Source organism: Rhodococcus sp. P4_F3_2 (assembly GCF_056401335.1).
Genome location: NZ_JBFUJN010000034.1, coordinates 23,012 through 46,662 on the forward strand (window position 1 = coordinate 23,012; position 23,651 = coordinate 46,662).

The 23,651-nt window shown below is 63.5% G+C and carries 22 protein-coding genes; 12 read left to right on the forward strand and 10 right to left on the reverse strand.

All coding sequences use genetic code 11. The annotated features are described in order from the left end of the window. Positions 1–190: 190 nt before the first annotated feature. Positions 191–1,621: an Ig-like domain-containing protein gene (locus AC1DWA_RS27050; protein WP_477847296.1), complete on the forward strand. Its 1,431-nt coding sequence runs from the start codon at positions 191–193 to the stop codon at positions 1,619–1,621. Between the two features lie 81 nt (positions 1,622–1,702). Beyond that, on the forward strand, positions 1,703–3,745 hold the full coding sequence (locus tag AC1DWA_RS27055) for an Ig-like domain-containing protein (RefSeq protein ID WP_197940889.1): 2,043 nt from the start codon (positions 1,703–1,705) through the stop codon (positions 3,743–3,745). A 70-nt stretch (positions 3,746–3,815) separates the two neighbouring features. Here AC1DWA_RS27055 and AC1DWA_RS27060 read toward each other — a convergent pair whose 3' ends face one another. From AC1DWA_RS27060 to AC1DWA_RS27070, 3 genes are all read right to left on the reverse strand, one after another. Next, entirely contained in the window at positions 3,816–4,604 is a 789-nt protein-coding gene (locus AC1DWA_RS27060) for a hypothetical protein (RefSeq protein ID WP_019744410.1), read from the reverse strand. Between the two features lie 7 nt (positions 4,605–4,611). Next, positions 4,612–5,112: a DUF2505 domain-containing protein gene (locus AC1DWA_RS27065; protein WP_019744409.1), complete on the reverse strand. Its 501-nt coding sequence runs from the start codon at positions 5,110–5,112 to the stop codon at positions 4,612–4,614. A 76-nt stretch (positions 5,113–5,188) separates the two neighbouring features. After that, entirely contained in the window at positions 5,189–5,686 is a 498-nt protein-coding gene (locus AC1DWA_RS27070; protein WP_019744408.1) for a DUF2505 domain-containing protein, read from the reverse strand. 74 nt (positions 5,687–5,760) lie between these two features. Between AC1DWA_RS27070 and AC1DWA_RS27075 the strand changes: the two genes are divergently transcribed. The 4 genes from AC1DWA_RS27075 to AC1DWA_RS27090 all read left to right on the forward strand — a co-directional run bounded on the left by AC1DWA_RS27075 (position 5,761) and on the right by AC1DWA_RS27090 (position 10,454). Next, complete coding sequence (locus AC1DWA_RS27075; RefSeq protein ID WP_020906754.1) at positions 5,761–6,804, forward strand: UDP-N-acetylmuramate dehydrogenase; 1,044 nt, start codon at positions 5,761–5,763, stop codon at positions 6,802–6,804. A gap of 32 nt (positions 6,805–6,836) precedes the next feature. Further along, on the forward strand, positions 6,837–8,033 hold the full coding sequence (locus tag AC1DWA_RS27080; protein WP_172933293.1) for an Ig-like domain-containing protein: 1,197 nt from the start codon (positions 6,837–6,839) through the stop codon (positions 8,031–8,033). A gap of 127 nt (positions 8,034–8,160) precedes the next feature. Continuing rightward, positions 8,161–9,696, forward strand: a complete 1,536-nt coding sequence (locus AC1DWA_RS27085; protein WP_477847300.1) for a hypothetical protein — start codon at positions 8,161–8,163, stop codon at positions 9,694–9,696. Beyond that, on the forward strand, positions 9,693–10,454 hold the full coding sequence (locus AC1DWA_RS27090) for an ESX secretion-associated protein EspG (protein ID WP_172933295.1): 762 nt from the start codon (positions 9,693–9,695) through the stop codon (positions 10,452–10,454). Before AC1DWA_RS27085 ends, AC1DWA_RS27090 begins: the two co-directional genes overlap by 4 nt. A 19-nt stretch (positions 10,455–10,473) precedes the next feature. Here the strand turns inward: AC1DWA_RS27090 and AC1DWA_RS27095 are convergent, their stop codons facing one another. The 3 genes from AC1DWA_RS27095 to AC1DWA_RS27105 all read right to left on the reverse strand — a co-directional run bounded on the left by AC1DWA_RS27095 (position 10,474) and on the right by AC1DWA_RS27105 (position 14,535). Next, positions 10,474–11,223, reverse strand: coding sequence for an SDR family NAD(P)-dependent oxidoreductase (locus AC1DWA_RS27095; RefSeq protein ID WP_003942076.1), 750 nt, complete (start codon positions 11,221–11,223; stop codon positions 10,474–10,476). Positions 11,224–11,238: 15 nt separating this feature from the next. Further along, complete coding sequence (locus AC1DWA_RS27100) at positions 11,239–13,401, reverse strand: arylsulfatase (protein ID WP_477847303.1); 2,163 nt, start codon at positions 13,399–13,401, stop codon at positions 11,239–11,241. A 138-nt stretch (positions 13,402–13,539) separates the two neighbouring features. Beyond that, positions 13,540–14,535 (reverse strand): TauD/TfdA dioxygenase family protein, encoded by a 996-nt coding sequence (locus AC1DWA_RS27105; RefSeq protein ID WP_477917303.1) that lies wholly within the window; start codon positions 14,533–14,535, stop codon positions 13,540–13,542. A gap of 342 nt (positions 14,536–14,877) precedes the next feature. Between AC1DWA_RS27105 and AC1DWA_RS27110 the strand changes: the two genes are divergently transcribed. Beyond that, positions 14,878–16,149: an ROK family transcriptional regulator gene (locus tag AC1DWA_RS27110; RefSeq protein ID WP_020906761.1), complete on the forward strand. Its 1,272-nt coding sequence runs from the start codon at positions 14,878–14,880 to the stop codon at positions 16,147–16,149. Positions 16,150–16,164: 15 nt separating this feature from the next. On the opposite strand, the gene AC1DWA_RS27115 is transcribed toward AC1DWA_RS27110, so the two are convergent. Continuing rightward, the gene (locus AC1DWA_RS27115) at positions 16,165–16,524 is read right to left on the reverse strand and encodes a YybH family protein (protein WP_019744400.1); all 360 of its coding nucleotides are present in this window, start codon (positions 16,522–16,524) and stop codon (positions 16,165–16,167) included. A gap of 70 nt (positions 16,525–16,594) precedes the next feature. On the opposite strand from AC1DWA_RS27115, the gene AC1DWA_RS27120 reads away from it, so the two are divergent. Further along, positions 16,595–17,464 carry a LysR family transcriptional regulator gene (locus AC1DWA_RS27120; RefSeq protein ID WP_029254832.1) on the forward strand — a complete coding sequence of 290 codons (870 nt, stop codon included), beginning with the start codon at positions 16,595–16,597 and terminating at the stop codon, positions 17,462–17,464. Here the strand turns inward: AC1DWA_RS27120 and AC1DWA_RS27125 are convergent. The 3 genes from AC1DWA_RS27125 to AC1DWA_RS27135 form a co-directional block, all read right to left on the reverse strand. After that, positions 17,430–18,434 (reverse strand): tocopherol cyclase family protein, encoded by a 1,005-nt coding sequence (locus tag AC1DWA_RS27125; protein ID WP_019744398.1) that lies wholly within the window; start codon positions 18,432–18,434, stop codon positions 17,430–17,432. The genes AC1DWA_RS27120 and AC1DWA_RS27125 overlap by 35 nt on opposite strands. After that, the gene (locus tag AC1DWA_RS27130) at positions 18,431–18,823 is read right to left on the reverse strand and encodes a PaaI family thioesterase (protein WP_003942017.1); all 393 of its coding nucleotides are present in this window, start codon (positions 18,821–18,823) and stop codon (positions 18,431–18,433) included. The genes AC1DWA_RS27125 and AC1DWA_RS27130 overlap by 4 nt, the downstream gene beginning before the upstream one ends. A 65-nt stretch (positions 18,824–18,888) precedes the next feature. Then, positions 18,889–19,662, reverse strand: coding sequence for a PIG-L family deacetylase (locus tag AC1DWA_RS27135; protein ID WP_477847306.1), 774 nt, complete (start codon positions 19,660–19,662; stop codon positions 18,889–18,891). 111 nt (positions 19,663–19,773) lie between these two features. On the opposite strand from AC1DWA_RS27135, the gene AC1DWA_RS27140 reads away from it, so the two are divergent. Genes AC1DWA_RS27140 through AC1DWA_RS27155 form a run of 4 tightly spaced genes read left to right on the forward strand, consistent with a single transcriptional unit; the run spans position 19,774 to position 23,638 of the window. Then, on the forward strand, positions 19,774–21,000 hold the full coding sequence (locus AC1DWA_RS27140; RefSeq protein WP_019744396.1) for an MFS transporter: 1,227 nt from the start codon (positions 19,774–19,776) through the stop codon (positions 20,998–21,000). Further along, on the forward strand, positions 20,946–21,773 hold the full coding sequence (locus AC1DWA_RS27145) for an alpha/beta fold hydrolase (RefSeq protein ID WP_029536763.1): 828 nt from the start codon (positions 20,946–20,948) through the stop codon (positions 21,771–21,773). The genes AC1DWA_RS27140 and AC1DWA_RS27145 overlap by 55 nt, the downstream gene beginning before the upstream one ends. A 42-nt stretch (positions 21,774–21,815) precedes the next feature. Next, entirely contained in the window at positions 21,816–23,144 is a 1,329-nt protein-coding gene (gene mshA / locus AC1DWA_RS27150) for a D-inositol-3-phosphate glycosyltransferase (RefSeq protein WP_019744394.1), read from the forward strand. Beyond that, positions 23,141–23,638, forward strand: coding sequence for a type III secretion system chaperone family protein (locus AC1DWA_RS27155; RefSeq protein WP_003941943.1), 498 nt, complete (start codon positions 23,141–23,143; stop codon positions 23,636–23,638). Before mshA ends, AC1DWA_RS27155 begins: the two co-directional genes overlap by 4 nt. Positions 23,639–23,651: the final 13 nt, after the last annotated feature.

Sequence of the window (23,651 nt, forward strand, 5' to 3'; positions counted from 1 at the left end):
TGGAGCGATATCTGGACCAGTACTTCGGGACTTTCGACCCATGATCGCTGCAGCTTGGTGATGTCGGCGATGAACTAATTCGGTGAAAAGCGTAGTTACTTTACAGTCAATGGGATAACGTCACGGCATCAAAAGCAGACGGACGCTTGTCCTGGACGGCTGTCTGCTCCCGTGTGCGAGAGGGATGTGGATGTCCGTGAGTGGTGTTCGTCGTGTTGTCGGTGGTTTGAGTGTGTTTGCTGTTTCTGCGGGTTTTGCCGTGGTTGCGGGTGTCGGGGTTGCTGGTGCGGCTCCGGTGACGGCGGAGTTCAATTCCGATGGGTACAAGGTGACTCGGACGATCAGTAACGGCACGCCGTCCGAGGGTGATGTGATCACGTCGAAGACGGTGTTCAAGCGAACTGCCGCGGTTCACAATCTGTATGCGGTGCGCGATTTTCATCCGGCGTGTATGACGTATGTCGATGGTTCGGCGACGGTGAACGGTAGTGCGTTCCGTGTCAACGAGGTGGCTGCTGATTCTGTTCGGTTGAGTGCAGGTGCTACGGAGTGGCCGATGTGGGGCGGTGACGTCAAGACGTTCGAATTCCAGTATCGCGTCGGCGCGGATTGTGCTCGTGGTACCAATTTGTCGACGACGGTGCATTTCGACGGGACGGTGTTCGTTGACGACACGACGAATGGTCGTGGCCCGTCGATCAATGTTCAGAAGAACGTGTCGACGACGGCCGTGTCACCGGTCAGTGGCGCTCAGGTGGGGCAGCCGGTGACGTTGAGTGCGACGGTGACCGGTGGTGCCGACGGTGATTCGGTGGAGTTCTTCGACGCAGGTTCCAAGATCGGTGCGGGCGCGCTCGCCAATGGTGTTGCAACACTTGCCTGGACACCGACCACCCGTGGAGATCACTCGATCACAGCGAAGTTCGCCGACACGGCGCGTGCCGTCGGTTCCGCTTCGGCAGCGCTGATCGTGAACGTTTCGCAGGCCGATGCTCAGTCCAGTACGACGCTGGCGCCGATCTCGGGCGCGCAGGTCGGCAAGTCGACCACTCTCAAAGCGACTGTGTCCGCGTCGGGCACCGGTGGAACGGTCACGTTCAAGGTCGGCGGAACGGTGCTCGCTTCGGTGCCGGTGGCAGGCAACGGTGAAGCGACCTACGCCTGGGTTCCGACGGTTGCCGGTACGCAGAACGTCGAGGCTGTGTTCGCCGGCAGATCCGGCGTCACCGGGTCGAGTACCACCGCGAATGTGACAGTCGCCGAACAGCCCGCCGGAACAACAAGCTCCACAACAGATCTCAGCGTAGTAGCGGGGCAGGTCGGCGTTGCACAGACGATCTCCGCTCAGATCAGTCCTGCAAATGCCGGTGGCACAGTCACCTTCAAGGACGGCGAGACCGTCATCGGCACGGCTACGGTCGATTCATCCGGAAAGGCCAGCCTTTCGTGGAAGCCCGCAACTCAGGGTCAGCGAATTGTCGCGGCGGAGTACTCGGGCGCCGGCACGGTGACGGCATCCTCCGATCAGGTCTCCGTCCAGATCGCCGCACCGGTCGACGGTGAAGAACCTGGCAACGGCACCGGTTCGCTCGGCAGCCTCGGCAACATCTTCGGCTCCTAGCAATCGATACCCGGTGATGCCCCGCCCGCTTCAGGTGGTGGGGCATCACCCATATCCCTCACTTCTCGAGAAGGAAAATCTATGTCTGTAGGTTCTGCACGTCGTGCAGTTGCAGGTTTGAGTGTGTTTGCTGTTGCTGCGGGTTTCGCGGCGGTTACGGGTCTCGGGGTTGCGGGAGCTGCGCCGGAGACACCGGGTTCGTTGACGTGGAATGCGAACAACTACGAATACACGCGGACGATCAGCAATGTGACTCCGTCCGAGGGCGAGACGATCACCGTGAAGACTGTGTTCAAGCGGAAGAACATCGTCGTGGATTACCTGTATGCGATCAAGGATGTTCATCCGACATGTCTGACGTACGTCGAGGGTTCGGCGAAGGTGAATGGTTCGACGCGGAGTGTCGAGTCCAAGGGTGCTGATTTTGTTCGTGTGAAGGGGTCACTGACAGAGTGGCCGCTGTACAACAACGACTCGAAGACTTTCGAGTTCAAGTACACGGTGGGCGCGGATTGTGCGCGTGAGGTGCCGTTGGATACTTCGGTGCATTACAACGCGTCAGTGACGAGTTCCGATTTCCAGAACAAGGGCCCGGCGGTGACGGTGTCGAAGAACATTTCGGCGACGACGCTGTCACCGGCCAGTGGCGTGAAGTTGGGACAACCTGTTCCGCTGAGCGCGACGGTGACCGGTGGTGCCGACGGTGATTCGGTGGAGTTCTTCGACGGTGCCACCAAGATCGGTGCGGGCGCGCTCGCCAATGGTGTTGCAACACTTGCCTGGACGCCGGCTGACATCCGAACCCACAGCGTGACGGCCAAGTACCTCGGAAATGCAAAGGTGGCGACCTCCACGTCGTCAGCTGTCGACGTCGTCGTGTCCGAAGCGGACAAGAGCACTGCAACCGCGATCACCGGTCCCGCAAGTGCAGTTGCAGGTGAGTCCGTGACCGTCGAGGCTACGGTGTCGCCTACTCCGGCGGGTGGCACGGTGCAGTTCAAAGACGGTGCAACCGACCTCGGCGGCGCCGTTACCGTCGATGCCAACGGCAAGGCCTCGCTGACGAATTCCTATGCAGAAGGCGCGCATTCGATCGTGGCGGTGTACTCCGGTTCCGGTGTCTACCAGGCCTCGACGTCGGCGCCGCATGCGTTGACAGTCGCTCCGGTGGTGGTCGAGGAGAACACAACGACCACACTCGTCGGCCCGTCGACGGCGTCGACCGGTGAGGCATTGTCGTTCACTGCCTCGGTCTCGACCGGTGCTGCAGGTGGCACCGTGCAGTTCAAGGAAGGTGGCAGGGATCTGGGCCCCTCGGTTCCAGTGGACGCCACGGGTAAGGCGACAACCATGCCGACCTTCAACGTGGCGGGCGAGTACAGCATCACCGCAGTATTCTCGGGTTCGGGCAACTACCTGGGTTCGACGTCCAACACCCAGACTGTGAACGTCAAGGCGCCGGCTCCCACCGACCAGCAGACCCAGACGGTCTTGACCGTTCCGGCGGATGCAAAAACCGGTACGGCAGTTGGTCTGTCCGTAACCGTCACGCCGACGCCGGTTGGCGGCACAGTGCAGTTCAAGGACGGCTCGGGCAATCTCGGCTCGCCGGTGCCGGTCGTCGAGGGCAAGGCGTCGATCATGCACGAGTTCGCGAGCGTCGGTACGCACGACATCACGGCCGTCTACTCGGGTGCAACGGGATTCCTCACTTCTACCTCGGCCGCTCAGTCGGTTTCGGTCACGGCTCCGGCCGCGGAGGATCAGGAAACGTCCATCACCGTGAGCGCTGCGGCGTCAGCGGTCAAGGGCGCGAAGGTTGATCTCGTTGCGGCAGTGGCACCTACGCTCAGCGCAGGAACCGTTCAGTTCATGGACGGAACCACCCCGATCGGTGGACCGGTTGCGGTAGTGAACGGTAAGGCCACGCTCTCGCACACCTTCACCGAACTCGGAGATCGCCGAATCACCGCGGTGTTCAGCGGAACTGACGGCTACCTCGGTTCCGAGACCCAGGCCGCAGTTACCGTCAAGGTCACGGCAGAGCCCGACGGCGGCGATCCCGGCAACGGCGGCAGTTCGACAGGTTCGCTGGGAAGCCTGGAAAACATCTTCGGGTCCTAGCCCGACGCCTGCACACGGACGCCTCGCCGCGGAGACAACCTCTGCGGCGAGGCGTTTCCCGTCTGCGAGTTCAGGGGTTCGGCGCTACGACATGCCATGGCACCGTCAGGATGCAGTCGCGAAGACGTCGTCGCGCGGGTTGCACGGGAATTCCTTGCGCCCGAAGAATTTCCAATGCGGCAGCCCATCGATGTCGAGGTCCGAACGAGGCGTGTGGCGCAGCGGTGGCCCAGGCTCGATCGGCCGCGCTGAGCAGCGCGTGGATCGGCTCACCTGGAACGTTGCGGTGAATGAGAGCCTTCGGGAGACGTTCCGCGATGTCGGAAGGACGCTCGATGTCGAAGGGGTCCCAGGCCAGTGTCAGGGTCAATGGACGATCGGCGTCGAGAAGCACCCAGGCGCAACGCCTCCCGAGCTCGTCGCAGGTTCCGTCGAGTAGCAGTCCGCCGGGGGCGAGGCCGGACTGAATGTGTGCCCACGCAGAGTCCACCGCGTCCTCCGGGTATTGCCGGAGGACGTTGAAGGCGCGTACGAAAACGGGTGTGAGACCGGCCAGTTCGAATCCGCCACGGGCGAAGCTGACACCGTCACGACTCTCGACTACGCGAGCGGGGTCGATCTCGAGCCCGATGACGCGTCGATCCCGCCGGACAGCGGTGAGGCGGCTTGCCATCTCGAAGGTGGTGTCCGGCCTCGCCCCGTACCCGAGGTCGACGATCAACGGATCGGCCGCATTGTTCAGGGCGCGAGCGATAGTGCGGTTGTGGACGATCCACCGGTCACTTCGTCGCAGTCTGTTGATCCCCGTCGTGCCACGGGTGATGACCCCCTCGATCTTCGGGGGTGGAGCCTTCTTCACGCCGGATTCAGCGTGCGGCGAGCCAGGTCGCCGTGACCTGGGCTTCGGTGCGGAACAGATCGACGAGGTTGATGAGCATGAGCTGTTCCAACTTCGCGCCGATGAACGGTATGAAGACCTTCGCCTCGGACGTGGTTCGCAGCGTGGACCCGGTATCGGTCGCGAACAATTCCATGGTCCCGGACAGATTCCCCGGCCCGGCCGGGATGGACGCTTCGTACGTTCCGGTCACGGTGTCACCGAAGGCGCCGTACGACTCCTTGCGCGTGATGACCAGATCCTTCTTCATCACCGTCTGAGCAATGTCCGGCAAATCGGTGCGCGGAAGAATGTGGTGCAGTACGAGATCGATTCCGGAATCGGTGACCTCGAAATGTTCCACATGGTTCTCGGAATGCTTGCGCATCTCCTCGACGCGGGCCTCCCAGTACGAGCGGTCCGCCAGTGCCGCGTAGACCTGCTCGGGGGAGTGCTGATAGCGGGCGGAGTAGTCGATGCGGCGAGCCATGATCGGAAAGAATACCTGTTACGCGCTGTGACAAGCCAAATTGGCCGTATCCACAACTATCGCCGCCCGCAGGATCTTACTTCGCGATCCACTCCCGGGTGAAGTCCTGTTCGGCCTGGATGAGCCGGACAACCTCGTCGACGATCGCGCTTTCGATCTTTCCGCCGAGGAACGGGATCTTGACCTCGACCTCACCCTCGATCTCGAGAGTGGCGGAGTTCTCGTCGCCAGTCAGGACCTGCGTGCCCTCGATACGGGCGGGAACACCGTCGACGTGGGCGGAGAAGGTGCCAGTGGCCTTGCCGTCCTTGAAAGGAGCCATCGTCTCACTGCGCTTGATGACGATGTCGCCGTTGACGACCTTCGACACCATGCTCGGGAGATGCTCGGCAGCAATGATCTGCGACATCGTGACCGCGACGGTCTCGTCGCGAACGGTCAGCTCTTCGATCGCCGCGCCGGGACCACCGACAGCGACGATTCGGTCGCGCCAGTACTGCTCGGAGGTCACCGCCTCATGGACCTTCTCGGCGGGGACTGTGTACTTCGACGAATGCTCGATGCGACGGCTCACGATTGTGGAGGCTACCGTTTATCGATGTGTGGGACGTAACCATTGGCAGACGCGTCGTGGAATCAGGCGCTTTCGTGTCCGAGAACGTTGACTTGTCGGGATTGACGACGCTCCGAATCGGGGGACCGGCGCGGCTGCTCGCCGAATGCCCGACGACGCAGTCGTTGATCGACGTCGTGACGCTGCTCGATCGCGAGCAGATCCCGACGCTGATTCTCGCCGGCGGATCGAATCTCGTGATCTCGGACGCGGGATTCGACGGAGTTGTCGTTCGTGTGGCCAACACCACCGTGAGCCTCGACACGGACCGCGTCATTGCCGAAGCGGGCGCAGTGTGGGACGAAGTAGTCGGCCAATCCGTCGCCGCGGAACTGGGCGGCCTCGAATGCCTGTCCGGGATTCCGGGCTCGACCGGTGCGACGCCGGTGCAGAACGTCGGCGCGTACGGCGTCGAGGTGGGCTCGCGGCTCCGGCAGGTTCAATTGCTCGACCGACGCAGCGGCGAAGTGTCGTGGGTCGAACCGTCGAAACTCGAGTTGGGCTACCGGTCGAGCGTTCTCAAGCATTCCGATGCAGCAGTGGTTCTCGCCGTCGAATTCGATGCGTCGACCGACGGATTGAGCGCCCCGCTCGCGTACCGCGAACTGTTCACTGCACTCGGGGCCGAGGAAGGCGAGCGGTTGCCTGCGTCGCAGGTCCGCGAGGCGGTTCTGGGATTGCGGACCGGCAAGGCGATGGTGCTCGATCCGTACGACCACGACACGTGGAGCGCGGGTTCATTCTTCACCAACCCCGTGGTGCCGGACGACAAGCTGCCCGCTGTGCTCGGAGCAATAACCGAACAGCTCGGAGACGTCACCGTGCCGCAGTTCCCGGGCAGTGGTGGAACCAAGCTCTCGGCCGGATGGTTGATCGAACGGGCCGGATTCTCGAAGGGTTATCCCGGTGAAGATGCACCGGCCAGGCTGTCGACGAAACACACCTTGGCGTTGACCAACAGAGGGTCGGCAACGAGCGCGGATGTGGTCTCGCTCGCGCGGACGGTTCGCGACGGCGTCGAAGCCGCGTTCGGCGTCCACCTGGAACCGGAACCGGTAACTGTGGGCTTCACCATCTGATTCCTGACGGAGCCCGCAGGTAGCCTGTTGAAGTGCATGAGCTGGGTGGTCGGAGAAGTCGTTCGCGTGTTGTTGCGTTGGTAGCTGTATTGCTCGCGGTGATGGTGGCCGCCGTCGGCTGCACGATCGGTGGCAAGGACGGACAAGGCGGTGCGGCGGCCGCCGAACCAGCGCTTGTTGCGACCGTGGTGTCGACGCCGGCACCCGGTACCAAAGACGTCAGCCCGGTCGCGCCCGTCTCGGTTGCGGTGACCCAGGGAACACTGGCCGACGTCAATCTCAGCAACGCGGCCGGTAAGGCCGTCGCCGGACAACTCTCGCCTGACAAGACGACGTTCACCGTCAGTGAGGCACTCGGCTACGGCACCACGTATTCGTGGTCGGGCTCGGCAACCGGAACCGACGGTAAATCCGTGCCAGTGCAGGGGAGCTTTACGACGGTCGCCCCGGAGTCGACCACCGGCGCCACCCTCAACATCGCCGACGGCCAGGAAGTTGGTATCGCGGCACCGATCACGTTGCAGTTCGACAACTCCGTCGTCGACAAGGCGGCCGTCGAGAAGGCGCTTGTCGTGACCACCGTGCCGCCCACCGCCGGATCGTGGGCATGGCTGGCCGACGACAACGGCGGATCACGGGCCCATTGGCGACCGGCCGATTACTGGGTGCCGGGCACAACTGTCCATCTGGACGCCAAGCTCTACGGCTTGAACTACGGCGGTGGCGCTTACGGCGACCAGGATCTCACGCTCGACTTCACGATCGGTCGTAGCCAGATCGTGAAGGCGAACGCGCCGAGCCACCGCATGCAGGTGGTGCGAGACGGTCAGACGATCATGGACATTCCCGTCAGCTACGGCGAGGGAAACGAACCTCGAAACGTCACGCGCAGCGGCATTCACATGGTGACGGAGAAGTACGAAGACTTCATGATGTCCAATCCGCCGTTCTACGAGAACGTGCGTGAGCGTTGGGCGGTGCGCATCTCCAACAACGGCGAATTCATCCACGCCAATCCTCAGACCACCGGGGTACAGGGCTCGTCGAACGTCACGAACGGTTGCATCAACCTGTCGACATCCGACGCGCAGGAATACTTCGGAACCGCCCTCTACGGTGACCCCGTCGAGGTGACCGGCACGTCGATCGACCTGTCGCCTGCGGACGGCGACATCTACGACTGGGCGATCGATTTGCCGACCTGGAAGTCGATGTCTGCACTGGCGTAAGTCTCTACTGCTGTGAACCGAGAAATCCGTCGACGAGCGGAACCATCCGGGCGTTGCTTGCGTCAATACAGGTAAGCGCTGTCGGCTCGGGGGAGTCCGACGGGGATTTCGACGTCAGGGGGCAGCGGTGGGCATTCCATTTCTGGAAGATGTGCTTGGCAGGATCTCCGAAGCGACGCATGCCGTCCCGTCCGGCGTGGCGGCGTTGCCAGTTGTCGGCGCTCCCATCGCGAGCGCAGTCGCTACATCTGCTCTGGTGCAATCCGTAAACGACGACCGCGGCGCGTTCGACGACGAGATGGCTGTTGCGACCGCCGACGCCGATGCAGAGCGCGCACGAGCCTGGGGTGAGCGCGATGCCCTCACGGCCCAGACGTCATCGCTCGAGTACAGCGAACATGCAATCGTGGACGACGATCCTTTCGATGCGATGTCGCACTCCGAAATCTTCAACCACGTCAACGAGATGAATCCGGCAACCCTGAGTGCAATCGGTGAGGCCTGGAAGGCCATTGCCGGCCGGGTGGAATCTGGCATCGGGAAGTTCCAGAACGATGTGAACGGTGCAATCACCGAAGGCTGGCAGGGGCGCGGCGGCTCGGCTGCGTTGGAAGCAGTGCTGGCCTACTCGGCTGATGCGGGTGAGCTGAAGGTGCGGGTCGATCTGATCTCGAACAAGATCGAGGAGGCGAAGATCGCACTCGACGAGGCCAAACGCTCGATTCCGGCACCCGACGGCGCCTCGACGGTCGAGAGGTTTCTCAGCCTGGTTCCCGGGGCTACGTGGAAGCAGGCCCAATACGAAGCGGAAGAAGCCGAACGTCAAGCGCGCCAGGTGATGAAGGACGTGTATCTGCCGTACATGAAGCGTGCGGACGACCAGGTGCCGATCCTCCCGGCCGCTTTCAATCCGGTCACCGGCAGTGGCGGGGCTGGAAGTGGCGGGGCTGGAAGTGGCGGCGCATTCGGTGGTGGTGGTTCCGGCGGAGGTATGGCCTCGGGAACGGGGAACGGGCTCGGCGCGCCATCGGCGTCGGGTGGCGGAGTTGGTGGAGGAGTGGACGGTGGAAACTCCGGCGGTGCAAATCCGGCCGGGGACGGTTCCGGTCAGAACCCTTCCAGCAGCAGTTCCGGAAATGGTGACAACCGTAGTGGTGTTGACGCCCAGGGGAATTCCGGTGCCGACGCCGCCCGGTCCGCAAACGATTCCGGCCCGGCCCGGACCACCGCGGCACATGCCGGTCCACTGTCCGCCGGTGCAGCGCCGGATGGCCTTGCCCGTGCAACTCCGAATGGTGCTCAGCTCGGTTCCGGTGTGCCGTCAGGCCCGGTGGGTAGCGGTTCGGGTGGAGGATCTGCCGGTGGAATCGGTACCGGCGGCTTCGGGCCAGGTGGAGCCCTCGGACCTGGCGGCCCTGGCGGCGGCGGTGGCCTCGCCGGTGGCGGACGTGGGGGAGTCAACGGAACTGGCGGTACTTCGGCGACGGGCGCGCAGAGTGGTCGGGGAGCGATGGGTGGCGTCGGCGGCATGGCACCGGGACGAGGGCAAGGGCAAGACGAAGACAACGTTCACGACACCCCCGGCTACCTCGTCACCGTCGAGAACGGCAACGCCCTGATCGGCGACCTACCCATGGTCTCCCCGGCGGTACTGGGCGAATGACCACCATGCAGTGGCAGTTCACCGGCCTCGAATTCCAGATTCTCTGGGAAGCGGTCGGACGTGACCGACTCCCGTACCCGCTGCGGTTTCGTCCGGCGGCCGACACCATGAACGAGCTGACAGCGGCGCGACGTCGAGCGGGAGCGCACCTGTCTGCCGTGCTCGACGATCGGCTGCATCACGTTCTCGGTGCTCTCGCGAATCCTGATGCTCGTGTGGAGGTTTCCGGTTTTCACGGGCAGAAAATGAGTACGGTGACGCGATTGCACGGTGTTGTTGCCGGCGACCTGGGTGTGCTCCTGACTCAACTGCCCGGCAGGACTGTCGACTGTGGCTCCGACGTGGTTTTCACCGTGGCACGCCCATCGGCAATTCCGCGGATGCTCGTCGATCACCTGCCGACCTGCCCCGCTGGATCGGAGCGTGGCGTGAGCATCGAAAGGCCGAAAACTGCCGGGAGGCAGAGCTTTCTGAGCAGCGCAGCCGGTGCGCGCGGAAGCGAGGAAGTGAGCAGATTCTTCGGCCGAGAGCGGACCTCGATCGGTGAAGTCACCGCATACCCGGGAGGAGCCGTCGACAGCAGGCCGACCGACGACGGAATAACGTTTCACTGGTACGACTATGCCGGCGACGGTCGGTACATCATCACCGCGGGTGAAACCGTGAGTGCCCGCGGCGCTTCCGCGGAAGTGACGGAGGCCGAGATTGCACGCAATCTCGACTCCGTCCTCCGTCAGTCGATTCGCCCGAGGCTCTAGCTGTTCGGTGCGATTCGAACTAGCTGGTGGTGCGATGGAACCGACCGGGGCTTGCCTGATCCCGCGGCTTGACGATGATCTGATCGAGGTTCACATGTGACGGCCGCGACGCGACAAAACCGATGATCTCGGCGATGTCCTGCGCCACCAACGGTGTGATTCCCTCGTACACCTTGTCGGCCTTGTCCTGATCACCCTCGAACCGGACGAGTGAGAACTCGGTCTCGACTGCTCCGGGCGCGATTTCGGTCAGTCGAACGGGCTTACCCAACAGTTCACCGCGCAATGTCCGATGAAGGACGGCTTGAGCGTGTTTGGCGGTGGTATAGCCCGAGCCGTTGTCGTATGCCTCCAGCGCGGCCACCGAGGTGATGGTCACGACCAGACCGTCACCCGAATCGATCAGCTTGGGCAGCAGTGCCTTCGTCACACGCAACGTGCCCAGGACATTGGTCTCCCACATCCACCGCCAGTCGTCCAGATCGGCGTCCAGGACTGTTGCCAGACCCTTTGCACCACCCGCGTTGTTGACCAACACGTCGACACGGGGGACCACGGCCGCGAACGCGTCGACGGAATCCTCGTCGGTGACGTCGAGTTCGAGAGCGGTACCACCGATTTCCTCGGCGATCTTCTCGAGACGATCGACGCGGCGAGCACCGATCACGACGTGGAATCCCTGAGCTGCCAGGGTGCGGGCGGTGGCCTCACCGATTCCGGAGCTGGCTCCGGTGACTACGGCGATGCGGGCATCGGAAGAAATGGTCATGATGCAATCGTAGGGCTAGTCGGCGGCATACTCTGCTTCCCGTTCGATGGATTCAATGTGACGACGCGGTACCTTGACCGGGCCAGGGGTGTAGGTGACGGCGCGCAGCGCGCCGCTGTACCGGAATGGTCCGTGGCGTCGTCGTACTTCCCACGACACAGGTCCTCTGGCGTCGACCCCGACCGAGATGCCGGTCCACGGCGCCATCCCGACCAGTTGTACTTGCCCGAGCAGTTGGCCCGCGTGAATGCCGTCGACGCTGACGTGGAGGTCCCAACGCAACCGCGGTAACACAGCCACGGACACGTCGATTCGCTTGGTGCCGACCGGCAATGGCCCCGCATCGGCCACGGAGTAGGAACCGAAGGCGTTGTATCCGAGATGCAGGTTGCCGTCCTCGACGTAGAGAAGATATCCACCTTGTGGATCCCCATGGGCGACAAGGACGCCGGCGTCGCCTTCGCGGTAACCGTCGAGTTCGATCGTGATGTCGAAGTCACGGAACCCGATCAGTTTGGATGAGCGGTAGCGCTCCAGTGGGGGCGTTCCCGCAAGTAGTCGCACCGGGCGTGAGAGTGCCTCCTCCTCCGGACGGCGAACCGCGCCGACGGTATTGCCCAGTAGAGGAAACACGGTGTTCGCCCACGCCGAGTGGTCCCAGGCCTCGGCGAGTTCGCGAACCTTGTCGGGAAACCGTGATGCGAGGTCGTCGAGCTCGGTCGGGTCGGCTCGGACGTCGAACAATTGCCAGTGCGGTTTGTCGATGTCAGCTGGAGCGAGCGCCAGCAGTTTCCATCCGTCCTTGTAGTAGCCGCGGATTCCGGTCACCTCGGTGTACTGCTCGGTGTGGGTACTCGGAGCGGTGGGTGAACGCAGAACCGGCGCGCTCGACACACCGTCGAACTCCTTGACCGGCAGCCCGTTTCGCACGGTGGGGGTTTCGATTCCGGCCAGTTCGAGAAGCGTCGGCGTCAGGTCGGTGACATACGCGAACTGGTCGCGGATCCCGTTGTCGCCCGCTTCGGGTTTCAATCCCGCGGGCCAGGACAGGAGGAAGGGAACACGGATCCCACCGGCAAAGGATTGCCCTTTGTAGAACCGGAAGGGGGTGTTGGACGTCTGCCCCCATCCACGTGGATAGTGCACGCCCAATTCAGGTCCGCCGATGAGGGATTCGTCGTGTGGGACATCGCCCACCCAGTCCGGATCCTGAATATGTGCGAACTGCGCGAAGTAGCTTCGAGTCCCGTCCGAACCGCCCTCGGCGGTGCCGCCGTTGTCCGAGGTGAAGACGATGATCGTGTTGTCGAGTTCGCCCAGTTCGTCCAGGGTGTCGACGATGCGTCCGACGCTCTGATCGATCGAGTCGACCATCGCCGCGTACACCTCCATGTAGCGGGCGAACCGAGACTGCACCTCCGGCGTGAGCGAATGCCATTCGGGCACGTCGAATCCGGGTTCGGAGTTACGCGGTGCCTGTCGTGTCCCCTCCGGAAAGAGTCCCTGCAGTAGCTGAGAGGCGAACCGCGACTCGCGGATTCGATCCCAGCCCTCGTCGTAGCGACCGCGGTATTTCGCCTGATCGGCGGGCTTGGCCTGTAAGGGTCCGTGCATGGCGACGTGTGCGAAGTAGAGAAAGAACGGCTTGTCCTGATCGTGGGCGCGAAGGTCCTTGATGTACCCGACAGCCTTGTCGGTCAGATCGTCGGTGAGGTAGTAGCCCTCGGGATACTCGTCGACGTCGACCACAGAATTGTCGGAGATCAGTTGATTGGGGTAGTAGAAGGAGTTGAGTCCTTCGAGTGAGCCGTAGTAGCGATCGAATCCACGCTGTGTCGGCCAGGAGTCACGACTTCGTCCCGGGGCGAGGTTTGCGTCGCGCACGAGATGCCACTTGCCCACCGCATAGGTCGCATAGCCCGCGCCGCGGAGGATTTCGGGGAGTGTCTGGACGTCGTCGGCCAATTCCAGACGCAGTCCGGGGTATCCCGGATCGGCGTTGGCAACAAATCCGTACCCGGCGCGGTGCGGATTGAGGCCGGTGAGAAGCGCGGCGCGCGACGGCGAGCAGAGGGGCGTCGTGTGATAGTTGGTCATTCGAATGCCCTGCGAGGCAAGGCGGTCGAGGGTGGGAGTCTCGATCTCGGAGCCGAACGGTCCGATGTCGCTGTATCCCATGTCGTCGATCAGAACCACGACGATGTTGGGTGATCCGAGAGGCGGGGTCGTGGCTGTGGGCCACGCCGGGGGGGGGGGGGGGGGGGGGGGGGGGGGGGGGGGGGCGCGCGTGCGGCGGAAGGGCGGAATCTGCGTGAGTCATGAGTTGTTCGAGGCACCTTCTGCCGCAACTGCACCTTCGATAACCGAATACTCGGAAGCGTCGCCGGCGATACTGCGGCTTCGTTCCCCATGGATGTTGACCGGGATGTCGCCGGCAAGTGTGATGCGCTCCAGACGCCGGTACTGGTCGTCGTAGTCTGCGATCGCGTAATGCTGGGTGGCGCGGTTGTCCCAGATCGCGACGTCACCCGCTTCCCAGTTCCAGCGCGTCGTGTACTCGAGCTTGATGGCGTGATCCTGCAAGAGCTTGAACACACCGTTCGACTGTTCGGTGCTCAACCCGACGAAGTTCTTGACAAAATGTCCGAGGACGAGCGTGCGTTCTCCGGTTTCGGGGTGGACACGCACCACGGGGTGCTCCGTCTCGAAGTACGTGGACTGGAACTCCTCGCGATAGGCGGCCGTGCGATCTTCGGTGAGACGCTCGGCGCTGGTGGCCGCGTAATCGTAGACGTTCGTGTGGCGAGCCCAGAGGTTCTCCGCGAGCGCCTTGAGTGGATCCGGCAGTCCGTTGTACGCGGCCACCCCCGACGCCCACGTCGTCGAACCGCCGTATTCGGGCAGCTGCACCGCGCGCAGGATCGAAGCTTTGGGGATGCGATCGACGAAGGTGACGTCGGTGTGCCAACTGTTGGCCTTGCCCAGGTCCGAATCGATGGGCAGAACTTTTGCGCCGTGCGACTTCACCGTGGGGTGGGCAGTGGTCGGGGTGCCCAACAGCTGGGCGAACTCGTACTGCGAATCGTTGTCGAGGTGGTTCTGTCCGCGGAAGAAGATCACCTTGTGTTCGAGAAGCGCCTGTCGGATGAGTGAGATCGTCGCCGGATCGAGGTGCTCGCCGAGAGTGATTCCGTCGATTCGGGCGCCGATATGCGYGCCGAGGGGGGTGACAGTGCCGCGAGCGGCGCCGGCAGCCGCCCCGTTCGTTGATGCCGCGTCCGTGAGGGTCGGCTTGGCGAAAGCTGTAGACATGGTGCACCTTTCGTGGGGAGTGCACCCACCCAAACACGCGAGAATCCGCCTCGACAGGGTTGTGGTCAGTGTGATCGTTACCGCACCTGATTTGTGAATCTCGGTGAAGCTGCTACTTTTGGAGCCATGTCGACCGACCAGCCTGCCGCTTTGCGGGTCACCTATGTGACCGCTGCGCTTGGTTCGCGTCTGCCCTTGGCGCGAGAGCTGTGTTGTCGCCGCCGTTCTTTCTGCAGCTAATTTCTGCGCCTTTCCTGTCTTTCTCTTCGCTTGACCAGCGCAAAAGCTGATTTCGCGGTCGACAGAGATATGCGCCTTCTCCTCCTTCTGCAAGGGACAGCCATGTCGACACCCACAATCTCCGCCATTCCGAACATCCGATCGCGAACCGCGCTCTCGGGAACGCGGACCCGTACCCAGATCGTCGTGCCCGAACTGCGCATTGCCGACGGACCGTCCGCGACGGTGTTGCGCATTGCTCGATCCCGCGGGCCGCTCTCTCGCGATACCGCGGCGAAAGCGTCCGGACTGAGTATTGCCACCGTGAACCGGCAGGTCACGAGCCTGCTGGACCTCGGGATCCTGCGCGAACGCGCAGACTTGACAGCCTCCGGCGCCATCGGGCGTCCGCGGGTTCCGTTCGAGGTCAACCACGAGCCGTACTTGACCGTGGGCATTCATATCGGTGCCGTCGTCACCAGCATCATCGCCAGCGACATTCGTGGCAAGGTGCTCGGCGCCGTCGAGATTCCGACTCCCGCCACCAATTCTGCTGTCGCGCTTGCCACCATTGCACGCTCGGCCAAATCGTTTGCCTCACGGTGGCACAAGCGTCGTCCCCTCGCCGTCGGCGTGGCCATCGGCGGTCGCGTCGATTCGGCGACCGGAGTAGTCGATCACCCGCGCCTGGGGTGGAAGGGCGCCAAAGTCGGATCCATCATCGGAGCCGGCTTGGACCTTCCTGTATCAGTCGCCGCCCACGTCGAGGCGATGGCTGCGTCGGAACTTCTGCTCAGCACCGACCGTGCCGAGGCCCCGACGCCGGGTACTACCGGGCTGTACTTCTACGCCCGTGAAACTGCCGGTATCGCAATCACTTTCGAAGGTCGAGTGCACACGCCGTCCAGCGGACCCGGTTCGATCGCGCACCTTCCGACGGGTTCGTCCGCACGGTGCACCTGCGGCGCCGTGGGTTGCCTTGAAGCAACGATCAGTGACCGCGCCGTAGTCGCGCAGGCTTTGTCTTCGGGCGCAGTGATCCAGGGCAGTGAGCGTGTCACGATCGCGGACGTCTACCGGGCTGCGTCGTCGGGTTCCATTCCGGCACACGAGCTTCTGGTTGATCGAGCACGCGTCCTCGGCCGGACGGTGGCAATGCTGCGTGACCTGTTCAACCCGGATCGTGTGATTCTGGGTGGTCAGGCATTCACCGACTATCCCGCCGGAGTGCCCCATGTCGCCGAGGCTTTCTCGACGGCATCCTCCTTGGAGCGTAAGGACATTCGAATTACCGGTTTCGGTAATCGGGTCCAGGAATACGCTTCCACGGTCGTGTCACTGAGTTCACTGTTTGCTGATCCCGCTGCGGCCATGCGTCGCGCGTCGGCCGTCTGACTGCGAAGAGGGTAGTCAGAGTTCCGGTCGATCCAAGACTCGCAACCATGATCCGTCGGACTGGCGGCGCGCGACCTGCGTGCGCCCGCCGGTTCCGTCGGAAGGCTTGGTCGAGGTCATGGCGAGGTCGCCGCTGATCACCGTCGGTAGAGATTCCTCGACGGTGAATCTCGGTGCAGCTGCCAGCATCTGAGAGATCACCTCGCGGATGGCTTGGCGGCCCACCGTGAGGGATCCGGGCGGGAAGGCCATCACCGCATCCTCCTCGTAGAGTGCGGCGACGGCGTCTGCGTCACCAGCGTTGGCGAACTGCACAAAAAGCTTCGCGATGTCTTCCGGGGTTCCGGCCTTCTGAACGTCATCTGTTGTTGTCATGCTTCCATCGTTCTAGCCCGCCGTCGATAAGTCCAAGATCTAGTTTGTCTCGCAGCTAGAATCAGCAGTTATGGAACTTCGGCAGCTCGAATACTTTGTCACGGTAGTGGAGGAAGCCAACTTCACTCGCGCCGCCGAGCGGCTTCACGTAGCCCAACCGGGTGTGAGTGCGCAGGTAAAACGGCTCGAACGTGAGTTGGGGCAGGAATTGCTCGATCGTAGTGGTCGAACCGTTTGTCTGACCGACGCCGGGCGAGCTGTCCTCCCGCACGCCTACGCTGCACTTGCTTCCGTTCAGAGCACCCGCGACGCTGTCGATGCCTTGAACGGACTGGTTCGGGGTTCCGTTTCGGTCGGGATGGTTACCGCCTGCGCTTCCGCCGACCTCACAGATCTGCTCAGTCGGTTGCACAACAAACACCCCGGACTGGACATTTCGCTGGCCGAGGACGATTCGCGCAGTTTGCTTGCCGGAGTGTTGGACGGAACCTTCGACATAGCCGTCATCGGGGTGGCGGGCAAGCTGCCGGAAGGGCTCGAATCGAGGGTGATCACCGACGAACGACTGGTGGCCGGAGTGGCGGCGGATCATCCGCTGGCCGAGGTGTCGTCTCTGCCGTTTGCCGAACTCGCGACGCAATCGGTCATCTGTCTGCCGGAGGGAACCGGCATCAGAACGTGTCTGGACTTCGCGTGCGCCGCCGCCGGCACCAAGCCGACGGTTGCGCTCGAGGCAAGCAACCTCGGCATCATCGTTTCATTGGCAGCGCAGGGGCTGGGAATGGCCGTGCTTCCGGAGTCGACAGTGGGGGAGTTGCATCGGATCGATCTCGAACCGGAAGCACGATCTCGGCTGGAATTGGTCTGGCGTTCGTCGGGCGGCAAGAATCCGGCGGCCTCCGCTCTCATCGATCTTGCGAGAGCTGTTCCCGCCGAGTGAGTTCGGCCTGCGCCCGATCCAATCCGCCGTGCTCGAGAGCAGCCAACCGTGACCTGTCCTTCCAGACTATGGTGCCGCGCCGGCGGACGATGACCGACATGGTTCCACCGAGATGCTCGAGCGCTCCTGGCACGTTTCGACGCTCGGCAGGTATCGGAACAGGAAGAATATGTGCGTCGGCGATGGGCGCGGTCCCGTCGATGTCGACGCTCCACTTCCGGCTGTAGCCGCGAAGAGTCCAGCGATCGTCGGACACCGTCGTCTCCACCTGTGACGTCAGCGGATTACCCAGCCGCAATACCGTTCCGTCCGGTAGCGCGGCAACGACGGCGGTGACTTCGGTGCGCAGAGGTCCGGCGCTGACCTGGCCGCCGGCAAACGCCACGCAGGCTCGCGGATCGGTGAACCCCTGTGCCTGTCCCCACCACCAGGATTCCGGGAATCCTCCCTTTCCCCAGTTCTTCTCGCCGTACACCTGTGCCCCGGTGAGATCCCAGTTCTGCCCGTCGATGACGGCGCTTCCCTCGACCCGGCCGCCGAGCAGCCACGGATGCCAGTATTGATTGAGTGCGGGAACTGATTGGAAGTAGCTCGATCCCCCGAAGCGGCGATGCGGCCAGAATCGCTGATTGCTGATCCGCACGTCGAGATGGCTGTCGCCGAAATCGACCTGCAGTCGATCGGCATTGCCGCGGAAAGCGTTGTCGGCGTAGGCCCCCAGGATACGTGGATCGGCCGATCCGCTCGGATGTTCGGCGGTACGGAGGAATCCGCCTGGATGTGCCGCGAGACCGAGCGTCGACCAGTTGCCGCCGTCGGACTTGTTGATTCCGGCGAGCGCGATCACCACCCGTCCGCTGCCTGGCATCGTGAATCGCCAGAAGTAACCCTCCATCGCAACGTCATGGGAGGCAAGCAGATTGCCGTACGGCAGGGTGGCACCCGAGGCGCGGTACGCGGGACGCTTCACGGTCCCAATACTGCCTGTGATGCGGTGACCTGAGCGACGAGGCGGCCTTCGTCGTCGCGAATCTCGGTCACGACCGCGACGGTGCTGCGCCCCGCATGCAGTGGCCGGGCGGTTGCGGTGACCGTGCCCTTGCGCACCCCGCGAGTGAACACGGTCGACGAACTGGTGGTGGAAGTGCTTGCACCGGGCGGAAGATTGAGGAATGCACAGACGGCGCCGACGCTGTCTGCCAGCGTCATCAAGGCGCCGCCGTGCATTCCGTTGCCGGCGGTGGTGCGGTGGCTGTCCCAATCCAGATGGCCGACAACCTGTTCGGGTGCCGCGCTGTCCAACTGAATTCCGGTGTGAACTGCAAAAGGCATGCTCGCGACAAGTTGTTCGAGGTCCATGCCTACCGATGGTAACGAGCCGCCGAAACCTCCGTCGGGACTTCGGTTTATCGAGGGCGGTGACTTCAGAGGGGAAGGGCGGTTTCGGACAGACCTTCCGGCGCGTTGCGGCGACGGAACCACTCGGTGCCGAATGCCGCGGCGAGCTGCTCCGTCGGCATTTCGAGGAACGGGCCGAAATCGCCGACCTGCGTCGCGTGTGCGTACATGGCCGCGCGCTTGGACGAGATCACCGAACTGACATCGACGGCGGTGGTGAGTTGGTCTGCCGGAAGCCCGAACGATTCGATGTCCGGCGGCTGCGCCTCTTCGGTCCACTCGGGGTTGGTCTGCATCAGCATCTTCATGTGATCGCGGTTGGTGGACGCCTCGTAGACGAACGGCGTGCCTGCGAGTTCTGCGGCCCGGACGCCGACATGGTGGACCTGGATGTGATCCGGGTGCCCGTATCCGCCGTTGGGGTCGTAGATGGTCAGGACATCGGCGTTCTCTTCACGAAGAACCTCGGCCAGACGCTCGGCGGCCTTCTCGACGTCGACGTTGCAGAACGCTTCCGGATTCTCGTTCTCGGGCGTACCCACCATCCCGGAATCCGGGTAATGCAGGGACACGACGCGATTGGCGCCCAACGCGTCGGTGGACGCCTCGAGTTCACGGCTGCGGCGCTGAGCCAACGTCTCGTATTCGTCCAACAGGCCGTCGGGGAATTCACCGAGAGCACCGTCGGTAGCGGTGACGACTACGACGCGGTGACCTGCGTCGGCGGCCATTCTCATCACGCCACCCGTAGTGAAAACTTCGTCATCGGGATGGGCGTGGAAACACACCAGGACACTCATTCGCGCAATCGTAAGGCAAGTTACCGACAGGTCAACCCGAGCGCACAGTGAAAACGATTTGTCGAGTCGGCCTCGGCTCTGTGAACCTTGTTCAGTGCACGAGAAGCTGACATGAGCGAATCCACCAACAAAGGCCTGCTGAGCGCCTACCGCGAGATCTTTGCCGCCCCCGGATCGGTCGCCTTCTCAGCCGCCGGATTTGTCGCAAGGCTGCCGATCGCCATGATCGGCATCGGAATCGTGACGATGATCTCGCAACTTCGTGGTGACTACGCGCTCGCCGGCGCGCTCGCCGCGGTTTTTGCGCTCTCGTCGGCGATCATCGCGCCCGCGGTCTCACGTGCGGTCGACCGCTTCGGCCAGCGTGCGGTCCTGCCGATTGCCGCAGCCGTGAGCGTCACGGCGATCGGGGCGCTCTTGCTCGCAGTGCGGATGGAAGCTCCCGATTGGCTGCTTTTCGTTCTGGTCGTCCCCGGCGGCGCCACCCCGACGATCGGCGCGATGATCCGCGCCAGGTGGGTGGCGATCTATGTCGGAAAACCTCAGCTGCGCACCGCCTTCGCCTTCGAATCCGTGGTGGACGAACTCTGTTTCGTGGCGGGCCCCGTCATTTCGGTCGGCCTGAGCATCGGGCTCTTTCCCGAGGCGGGACCCCTGGCGGGACTGATTCTGCTGGTCACCGGAACCCTGCTGCTGGTCATACAGCGCGGAACCGAACCGAAAGTGCATCCGCGCCGACCCGGCCGCGGACGGTCGGTTCTCGGTAATCACGTGATGTGGATCGTCATCGTGATCATGGTGATGCTCGGAACGATCTTCGGCGTCATCGACGTCGGCGCCATCGCGTTCACCCAGGAACAGAATTCGCCGGGATCGGCGACGCTGGTCCTCGCGCTTTTCGCCGGCGGTTCGGGAATCGCGGGACTGATCTTCGGGTCGATGCACCCGGCGCGATCACTGCGCGGGCAGTTGATGATCGCGTCCTCCGCGGTCGCCGTTCTCAGCGTCCCACTTCTCCTGGTCGGAAACGTGGCCGCACTCGCGGGTGCGTACGTGCTGGCGGGCGCGACCGTCGCACCGACGCTCATCATCGCGACAGCCCTGGTCGAACAGATCGTCCCCCCGGAAAAGCTCACGGAGGGAATGACCCTGACGGTCACCGGCCTCGGCGTCGGCGTGGCGCTCGGGTCTGCGCTGGCCGGGCAACTGATCGACCGCTACGACGTCTCGTCGGCGTACATGCTCGCGGTCGGCGCTGCAGTCGCAGCCTCTATCGTGACGGCATGTCTATTCGTGAAGCCGTCAGCGTCGACGGCACGTCCATCGTCTATCGAGTAACCGGAAATTCGGCGGGGACCCCGCTGGTGCTGCTGCACGGCTGGGCTCAGTCGTCGCAGTGCTGGGGCGAGCAGGTCCTCGCGGACCTGGCTGCGGACTACCGCCTGATCGCTGTCGATCTGCGCGGCCACGGTTACTCCGATGCTCCCGAAACCGGATACGACGACTCCGCGAACTGGGCCGGCGACGTCGCGGCCGTTCTCGCGGCAGAAGGCGTCGCCGAGAACGCGATACTGCTCGGCTGGTCGTACGGCGGTCTGGTGATCTGCGATTATCTGGCAGCGCACGGAACCGGTGCGGTGGCGGGTGCGGTTCTGGTCGGTGCGATCACCAGCATCGGCCGCGGTGAGAAGGGCGGCAAGGTCGGCTCGGCGATGCGTAGCGCGGTTCCCGGCGCGATGTCCGAAGATCCCCGCGAGGCGATCAGGGCACTCGGCGCTTTCGGCAACGCTCTCACCGGCCCACCCGAGGGCAAGGGTGCAGCGTCGCAGGCCTTGTTCGGGTACAGCCTCTCGACTCGTCCGCGGGTGCGCGCAGCATTGTTCAACCGTGCTGTCGGTCACGACGACTTGCTTCGCAACCTGGATATCCCCGTTCTCGTTCTGCACGGAACCGAGGACTCCGTCGTCGACGTGAGTGCAGGTAAGCACGCCGAGGAGCTGATTCCCAAGTCCCAGGCGTCGTACTGGGAAGGCTGCAATCACGGCCCGTTCGTGGAGGATCCGACACGATTCGTGTCCGAAGTGCGAACCTTCATCTCGAGCCTCGGTTAGAGTTCGCGCCCGGTGAGGGGGCAGTATGGAGTCGTGACGCCCATGCACATTTCGCGCCCTCGCCGGGTGGCCGTTCTCTCGGTCCACACCTCGCCATTGGCGCAACCCGGCACCGGTGACGCGGGTGGGATGAACGTCTACGTTCTGCAATCCGCGATTCAGCTCGCCAAACGTGGCGTCGAGGTGGAGATATTCACCCGCGCGACGTCCTCGGCCGACGCACCCGTGGTGGACGCCGCTCCCGGAGTGCGGGTTCGGAACATTGCAGCTGGTCCCTTCGAAGGGCTGGACAAGGCGGATCTGCCGACTCAACTGTGTGCCTTCGTCGCGGGCGTTCTACGGGAGGAAGCGCGACACGAGCCCGGGTACTACAGCCTGATCCACTCGCACTACTGGTTGTCCGGGCAGGTCGGCTGGCTGGCTCGCGACCGTTGGGGCGTTCCCCTCGTACACACTGCACACACCCTCGCGGCGGTGAAGAATCTTTCGCTTGCCGAGGGAGACACCCCGGAGCCGGCAGCACGTCAGATCGGCGAGCAGCAAGTAGTCGCCGAGTCCGATCGCCTGGTCGCCAACACCACCGACGAAGCCAAGGCGCTGCACGAGTTGTACGGCGCAGATCCCACGCGTATCGACGTCGTGGCTCCCGGCGCCGATCTCACCCGCTATCGACCGGGCGATCGCGATTCAGCCCGCGCGTCGTTGGGGTTGGACCCGGGCGAGATCGTCGTGACTTTCGTCGGCCGCATCCAACCGCTCAAAGCGCCGGACGTTCTGCTGCGTGCTGCAGCCGAAGTGATCAGCCGCAGGCCCGGGTTGCCGCTGCGCATCCTCGTCGTCGGTGGCCCGTCCGGAACTGGTCTCGCGCGGCCGGACGTGCTGATCGAACTTGCACGATCACTCGGTATCACCGCGCAGGTGACGTTCTTGCCACCGCAGGCACCGGAGCGTCTCGCCGATGTCTACCGTGCCTCGGATCTGGTTGCGGTGCCGAGCTATTCGGAGTCCTTCGGGTTGGTCGCCATCGAAGCTCAAGCCTGCGGAACTCCCGTGATCGCCGCCGACGTCGGCGGACTGGGAGTAGCCGTACGCAACGGGGAGACAGGCCTGCTGGTTCAAGGACACCGCACCGAAGACTGGGCCGGCGCCCTCGAATCTTTGGTGACAGCGCCGACGCGCTTGGCCGAACTCGCCGCGCAGGCACCGCGTCACGCCGAGAATTTCTCGTGGGAACACACCGCGGACGGTTTGCTCGAGAGCTATCGCAAAGCCGCAGTCAACTACAACAACGGAACCGGTCCAAGCGACTTCTCGCCCCGCCGTGCGCGGGGTCTGTGGCGTCTGCGCCGGACCGGGGGAGTGCGTACATGAGCAGCATTTCGGACACCATCGAGCAGGCCCTCACCGAGCGCGAACTCGAATTCACCAGAAAAGACGACGCGCATTTCATCGTCGAACTTCCCGGTGAACACAAACTCAAGACGTCGACTCTGCTCACCGTCGGCAATCACGGTGTGCGGGTCGAGGCCTTCGTGTGCCGCAAGGTGGACGAGAACTTCGAAGGCGTCTACAAGTTCCTGCTCAAGCGCAACCGCCGTCTGTACGGGGTGGCGTACACACTCGACAAGGTCGGGGACATCTACCTGGTCGGCAAGATCGCGGAGCATGCCGTGACCGGCGATGAACTCGACCGAGTGCTCGGTCAGGTTCTCGAAGCCGCCGACGGCGATTTCAACGTCATCCTCGAACTCGGCTTTTCCTCTTCCATCAAGCGTGAGTGGGCGTGGCGGGTGTCGCGAGGCGAGTCGCTGGCGAATCTCGAACCGTTCAAGCACCTCATCGAGGAAGAGCCCGCGCAGAGCTGATCGAGCGGGGTGA

What these genes read in the sequence shown, in the direction of transcription:
- mshA (WP_019744394.1), top strand. Translation starts at nt 21,816, where the DNA reads ATGCACATTTCGCGCCCTCGCCGGGTGGCCGTTCTCTCGGTCCACACC.
- AC1DWA_RS27055 (WP_197940889.1), top strand. Translation starts at nt 1,703, where the DNA reads ATGTCTGTAGGTTCTGCACGTCGTGCAGTTGCAGGTTTGAGTGTGTTT.
- AC1DWA_RS27135 (WP_477847306.1), bottom strand. Translation starts at nt 19,662, where the DNA reads ATGAGTGTCCTGGTGTGTTTCCACGCCCATCCCGATGACGAAGTTTTC.
- AC1DWA_RS27140 (WP_019744396.1), top strand. Translation starts at nt 19,774, where the DNA reads ATGAGCGAATCCACCAACAAAGGCCTGCTGAGCGCCTACCGCGAGATC.
- AC1DWA_RS27050 (WP_477847296.1), top strand. Translation starts at nt 191, where the DNA reads ATGTCCGTGAGTGGTGTTCGTCGTGTTGTCGGTGGTTTGAGTGTGTTT.
- AC1DWA_RS27065 (WP_019744409.1), bottom strand. Translation starts at nt 5,112, where the DNA reads ATGGCTCGCCGCATCGACTACTCCGCCCGCTATCAGCACTCCCCCGAG.
- AC1DWA_RS27115 (WP_019744400.1), bottom strand. Translation starts at nt 16,524, where the DNA reads ATGACAACAACAGATGACGTTCAGAAGGCCGGAACCCCGGAAGACATC.
- AC1DWA_RS27090 (WP_172933295.1), top strand. Translation starts at nt 9,693, where the DNA reads ATGACCACCATGCAGTGGCAGTTCACCGGCCTCGAATTCCAGATTCTC.
- AC1DWA_RS27145 (WP_029536763.1), top strand. Translation starts at nt 20,946, where the DNA reads ATGTCTATTCGTGAAGCCGTCAGCGTCGACGGCACGTCCATCGTCTAT.
- AC1DWA_RS27095 (WP_003942076.1), bottom strand. Translation starts at nt 11,223, where the DNA reads ATGACCATTTCTTCCGATGCCCGCATCGCCGTAGTCACCGGAGCCAGC.
- AC1DWA_RS27120 (WP_029254832.1), top strand. Translation starts at nt 16,595, where the DNA reads ATGGAACTTCGGCAGCTCGAATACTTTGTCACGGTAGTGGAGGAAGCC.
- AC1DWA_RS27130 (WP_003942017.1), bottom strand. Translation starts at nt 18,823, where the DNA reads ATGGACCTCGAACAACTTGTCGCGAGCATGCCTTTTGCAGTTCACACC.
- AC1DWA_RS27110 (WP_020906761.1), top strand. Translation starts at nt 14,878, where the DNA reads ATGTCGACACCCACAATCTCCGCCATTCCGAACATCCGATCGCGAACC.
- AC1DWA_RS27100 (WP_477847303.1), bottom strand. Translation starts at nt 13,401, where the DNA reads ATGGGATACAGCGACATCGGACCGTTCGGCTCCGAGATCGAGACTCCC.
- AC1DWA_RS27155 (WP_003941943.1), top strand. Translation starts at nt 23,141, where the DNA reads ATGAGCAGCATTTCGGACACCATCGAGCAGGCCCTCACCGAGCGCGAA.